The sequence below is a fragment of the Anaerovorax odorimutans genome (assembly GCF_024459955.1).
Lineage (GTDB): Bacteria > Bacillota > Clostridia > Peptostreptococcales > Anaerovoracaceae > Hominibacterium > Hominibacterium odorimutans_A.
Genome location: NZ_JANFXK010000041.1, coordinates 1 through 4765, shown reverse-complemented (window position 1 = coordinate 4765; position 4765 = coordinate 1). Strand labels below are relative to the sequence as shown.

Genomic DNA, 4765 nt, shown 5'->3' with positions numbered 1-4765 from the left:
CGAGCTGATGCGGAGCCTGAAAGCAAGAATCGAACGAATTAAGAAGCGTTAGGAGGTATAACAATGAGAATCTACATAGCCGGGAAAATATCCGGTCTGCCGCGGGCGGAATACCAGGAACGGTTTATGCGAGCGCATTATCGCCTTGCGGAGGCGGGGCACAAGCCGATTAATCCGACGTACCTCGCGGCGTATGACTTGCCCTATGAGGCATACATGGAGATTGACCGGATTCTGCTTAAGATTGGAATACGCAAAGGAGCTTAGACTGAAAGTTCTGTATGAGGAGGTAGAAGAATGAAATATGAATGTATAAAATCATTTGATTTACCGAGGATTGATGAATACGGAGAAGATATAGGCGATTATACATATACAACTATTCGAGAAGGTAGCGTGTGGGAAATAGGAAGGGACGCACATTTCGCAGATATTCGTCTTTATACGATTAATACATTTGAGGATGAGTCTTATTGGATTGACATCACTAAAGAACAACTGAACGCATGTTTTAAGGAGGTAGAAGATGACTAACCCCTGCCGCAGCTGCGACGAGCGCACAGCAGGCTGCCACACCCGCTGTCCATATTACGGAGAGTGGGACAAGTGGCAGAAGGCCAGAAGAGAGAGGATTAAGGCAGAACGGGAAAAAGATGCAGGATATACGCATTACAAGCGGGATACGGTTGATAAGAGGGTTAGGAGGTAACGATGGAAAATTGTTTTGCTTTTAATAAAAAGAGACAGGAATGCACCTGCTTAAGCCAGAAAAAATGTATCGGATTTAAGGACTGCTGTTTCTATAAGGGAGCATACCAGGCTATACATGAGGCAGCGAATAGCCCAAGAGATTTAACGTATTGGCCGAAAACAGAAGAGATAATCGAAATGATAAGGGACAATCAGAGAGGTTGAGCATGAGAGACTACATACCAAAAAGCTGCGGCCTCCCGGATGCGCTGGCTAATCAGGTTGTATGGCTCGTTAAAGACTATGAGCGCATGAAACTCGAATATGACAACGCAATCTGGGACAGCCCTGATCCTCCGGATGGACAGCCGAGAGGCGGCAATACCGGTGATCCGACCTCAAGGGAAGGAATGAAACGAGCTGAGCTGTCCCGAAAACTTAAAGCGATTGAACAATCTAAGCTGGAAATCCCAGAACCTTACCGAGAAGGAATATGGAATAATATTCTATACAGGACGCCGTATCTCGTAGGAGTAACGGGGCCGGATCGGACAACGTTCTGGAAACATAAATCCAAATTCCTCTATAAAGTGGCGGAAAGGCTGTTTTGGATTTAAAAAACTTTAAAAAAGCAACATGGGGGCACTGATGTCAACCTCGGGGCAAGGATTTTATGATATTATGATAGTGTGGAAAGAATAAAGATAAGACATTTCGAACCTCCTTTAGCTTAATGAATAACGGCAAAGACTCCTCCGGTGTGGGGAGTTTTTGTTTTACGAAAAAACATCTTGATACTTGAGAAATTGATAGATATAATTAAATTAAGACATGTGAACATATGTTCTTCTGCGATTGCTGCGGATAGTTGAAATTGTAACAAAAAGCATAATATTTGAACAACGACTCGAATCCTTTTGAACTTTGTCATATTTTGGGTTATGATAAAGGAAAGAGGAGGAGTTATTATATGAAATCAGTAGGTTTGACAGCATATAGTTTTTGTGTACGAAACGGAAATGACGAACAATACGAGCTACATACTATACAGGAGAAGACATTTATTGATATTGTCAAGAAAGAAGCAGATTTAAACCTTAAGAAATATGTTAATGATAAAGATGGTGAATCAGTCTTTACGTTTGATGAAGTGAAGGTGGAAGAATGTGAGGATTCTAGCCACAGGAAAGAGTATGACTGCCTGTTGATGAGAGTAAAAACAGGAGAATATGGGGTTGAATCAGAGATTATAGATAGCGAAACTGGAAATATAGCGCACACAAAGAGAATTGGTGAAGCTGATGTAATGCCATTTGGATGCGCAGTCTTGGTTCCATCAGGTCAACACACTAGAGGAATAGTTGTGTTTCAGTCGATTGGGAGATATGGAATCATTACTATCATGAAAAAGTATATCCAGGAATATTTGCAGCGTGTAGATGGCACATTAAGATTAGTAATGGAGCCTGTTATGCCTCGAACTTACGCTTCTAAACTGTTTGAGGAGGGCGTATTAAAATCAATAAGGATGATAAGATATGGAATCCCTGAAGATGAGGCCGACCGCTATGGTGTGGATAGGGGCGTAAAAGAGATGGTGGAAGAGCGAGTGATCAAAAAACCTGCTGGATTTATGCAAAGGAAAAAGATAAAGCTACAAGAGTTTATTAATCGAGAATGTGGTGTTAGCGACATTGTAAAAATAGATGGATTTGAAATGGATGATTTAAAGTTAGAATTTAAATGCGGAAAAAGAATTAAAACTATAAGCCTTGAAAAGGTAGACAATGTTGTTGTTTCAGAGGATGTTACAAATAATGTTACGTTAGAAAAGGGCCACCCAACTTTTAATAGCTTGTGTAGGGAGATGAAAGCAACAGGTGAATTTTATCTAAGGGAACAGGGGGCTCTGGTATAGAAAGAGATGATGAAATGTCAATTGAGCCATTCAAAAACTTCATATGTTCGCCCTATGGAATATTAGTAACATGTCTTTTAATCTTATTGGTGGGACGATTCGTTTTTAAGAAAAAATACATGAATTGTTTTGAGATAATAAAAAAGCATTTGGATTGCTTTAACTCAAAAAATGGAAAGACATCATACGTATCAATTTTTCTGTATTTCGTTATCCCTCTTTTCTTGGCAATAGCGGTGCTACGCATAAGAAACATTGATACCAATGTAATCAATTTATTGACAATTATTGTATCCATCCTAACCACTATGTTTTTTACATTGCTTACACTGATTTTGGATATGCGGGGCAAGGTAAAAGCCAGTAGAGAATATAATGCAGGAGATGCTTCACTCTCGCTGAAATTATTAAAAGAAGTATACTATTCAATTATGTTTGAGATTCTTCTTAGTGTTGCAATATTAATTATGTGCTTTGTTGAGTTATTTGCACAGCAATTTTATTGGTTATGTGGTCTAGTAATTTATTACATAAGTTTTGTTGTTTTAACAAACTTATTCATAGTGTTAAAAAGGATATTTAAGGTTATAGATAAAGATTTAGAAGACGATTGATAATTTGATAGAGACAAGCCCCGTGCCTGTCTCTTTTATTATGCAAAAGAAAAACTCCCAGACCGCAGGCTCCAATTGCCAGGGTGGGGAGTTCTTCTCTTGTCTATAGACAGGTTTAGTATAACGGAAGCTGGATGATAAATCAAGGAAAGGAGTGAGCCTGAATGGCGAAAGGTAAATATCATGACTGGTTAACGCCGGAAGGCTTGCTGAAAATAGAAGGTTGGGCCAGAGATGGATTGACCGAAGAGCAGATAGCGGCGAATATGGGAATTGCCGTGTCCACCTTAAACAACTGGAAGAACAGCCATATGGAGATTTTGGAGACCTTAAAAAAGGGCAAAGAGGTCATTGACCGGCAGGTCGAAAATGCGCTGCTGAAACGGGCGCTTGGGTACAAGTACATCGAGATAACAGAGGAAATGGGAGTGGTGACAAAGCGGGTAACCAAAGAAGTCATACCAGACACCACGGCACAGATCTTCTGGCTCAAAAATCGTAGGCCTGACCTGTGGAGAGACAAGCAGCAGATCGAGCATAGCGGGGAGATCAGCAATAAGCTGGCTGACATTATGGACCAGATCGGCGGTGAGGGTCTTGAAGAGTAGGGACTTCCCGCTGTCGCAGAAGTATTTGGACTTCATCAACACGGTTGAGAATGTGGATGCTGACTTTTTAGAGGGGACTACGGCATCCGGCAAGACAACCGTGGGCGCTGGGGTCAAGTTCATGCGCATGGTCAGCCGTAGTCATAAAAAACTGCACATCATCGCAGCAAAGACCACCGGAATCGCAGAGAAAAATATTTTGCAGCAGGACAACGGGATTCTGGACCTGCACCGTAATGCCAAGTATTACGGGAACGGAGACAAGGACAATAAACTGCCCCATATCAAGTTTGAGGGCAAGATCATATATATCCTTGGATATGATAACCGGGATAAGTGGGAGCTTGTATTGGGTTCACAGTTTGGATGCGTCTATATCGACGAGATCAACACGGCCAACATTGATTTTGTCCGGGAGGTATCTACCCGTAACGATTACTTAATGGCTACGCTCAACCCGGACGATCCAAGCCTGCCGGTCTATGATGAGTTTATAAATCGGTCACGGCCATATAAAAAATATGCGGGTGACGTTCCACCAGAAATATTAAAAGAATTAAATCAGAAACCAGTGCCAAAGTGGAGGTATTGGTTTTTTACGTTCAAAGACAATTTGAGTCTGACGGATTCGGACATCGAGAAAAAGATCCAGTCCGCTCCACCAGGCACGAAGCTATATAAGAATAAAATACAAGGCCTGCGGGGCCGGGCAACCGGTTTGGTGTTCCCGAACTTTGACCGGGCAAGACACGTTAAGTCAAAGGCCTGGCTTAAGGAACAGATAAGGACCGGGGCTATTAAAGTAAAGAAAGTTACCGCTGGCCTGGACACATCTTACTCGAACCAAAGCCCAGACACAATCGCAATGGTCTATCAGATTATTACGGAATGCAGGAAAGTAATTATTGTAGACGAGAAAATATACAGCAATGCGG

Annotated in this window: 9 protein-coding genes; all 9 read left to right on the top strand. The window is 41.7% G+C overall.

Annotated elements, in window-relative coordinates:
- Positions 1-63 precede the first annotated feature (63 nt).
- A complete protein-coding gene (locus NE619_RS17550) occupies positions 64-267 on the top strand; it encodes a DUF4406 domain-containing protein (RefSeq protein WP_256133787.1) in 204 nt (67 codons plus the stop codon).
- 30 nt (positions 268-297) lie between these two features.
- Positions 298-534 (top strand): hypothetical protein, encoded by a 237-nt coding sequence (locus NE619_RS17545; RefSeq protein ID WP_256133786.1) that lies wholly within the window; start codon positions 298-300, stop codon positions 532-534.
- Positions 527-709: a hypothetical protein gene (locus NE619_RS17540; RefSeq protein WP_256133785.1), complete on the top strand. Its 183-nt coding sequence runs from the start codon at positions 527-529 to the stop codon at positions 707-709. The genes NE619_RS17545 and NE619_RS17540 overlap by 8 nt, the downstream gene beginning before the upstream one ends.
- A 2-nt stretch (positions 710-711) precedes the next feature.
- A complete protein-coding gene (locus tag NE619_RS17535) occupies positions 712-915 on the top strand; it encodes a hypothetical protein (RefSeq protein ID WP_256133784.1) in 204 nt (67 codons plus the stop codon).
- Between the two features lie 2 nt (positions 916-917).
- Positions 918-1307 (top strand): hypothetical protein, encoded by a 390-nt coding sequence (locus tag NE619_RS17530; protein WP_256133783.1) that lies wholly within the window; start codon positions 918-920, stop codon positions 1305-1307.
- A gap of 353 nt (positions 1308-1660) precedes the next feature.
- Positions 1661-2608 (top strand): hypothetical protein, encoded by a 948-nt coding sequence (locus NE619_RS17525; RefSeq protein ID WP_256133782.1) that lies wholly within the window; start codon positions 1661-1663, stop codon positions 2606-2608.
- Positions 2609-2622: 14 nt separating this feature from the next.
- Entirely contained in the window at positions 2623-3222 is a 600-nt protein-coding gene (locus NE619_RS17520) for a hypothetical protein (protein ID WP_256133781.1), read from the top strand.
- A 164-nt stretch (positions 3223-3386) separates the two neighbouring features.
- Positions 3387-3830: a helix-turn-helix domain-containing protein gene (locus NE619_RS17515; RefSeq protein ID WP_256133780.1), complete on the top strand. Its 444-nt coding sequence runs from the start codon at positions 3387-3389 to the stop codon at positions 3828-3830.
- On the top strand, positions 3820-4765 hold a 946-nt coding region (locus NE619_RS17510; RefSeq protein WP_256133779.1), incomplete at its 3' end, for a terminase. The genes NE619_RS17515 and NE619_RS17510, both read left to right, overlap by 11 nt.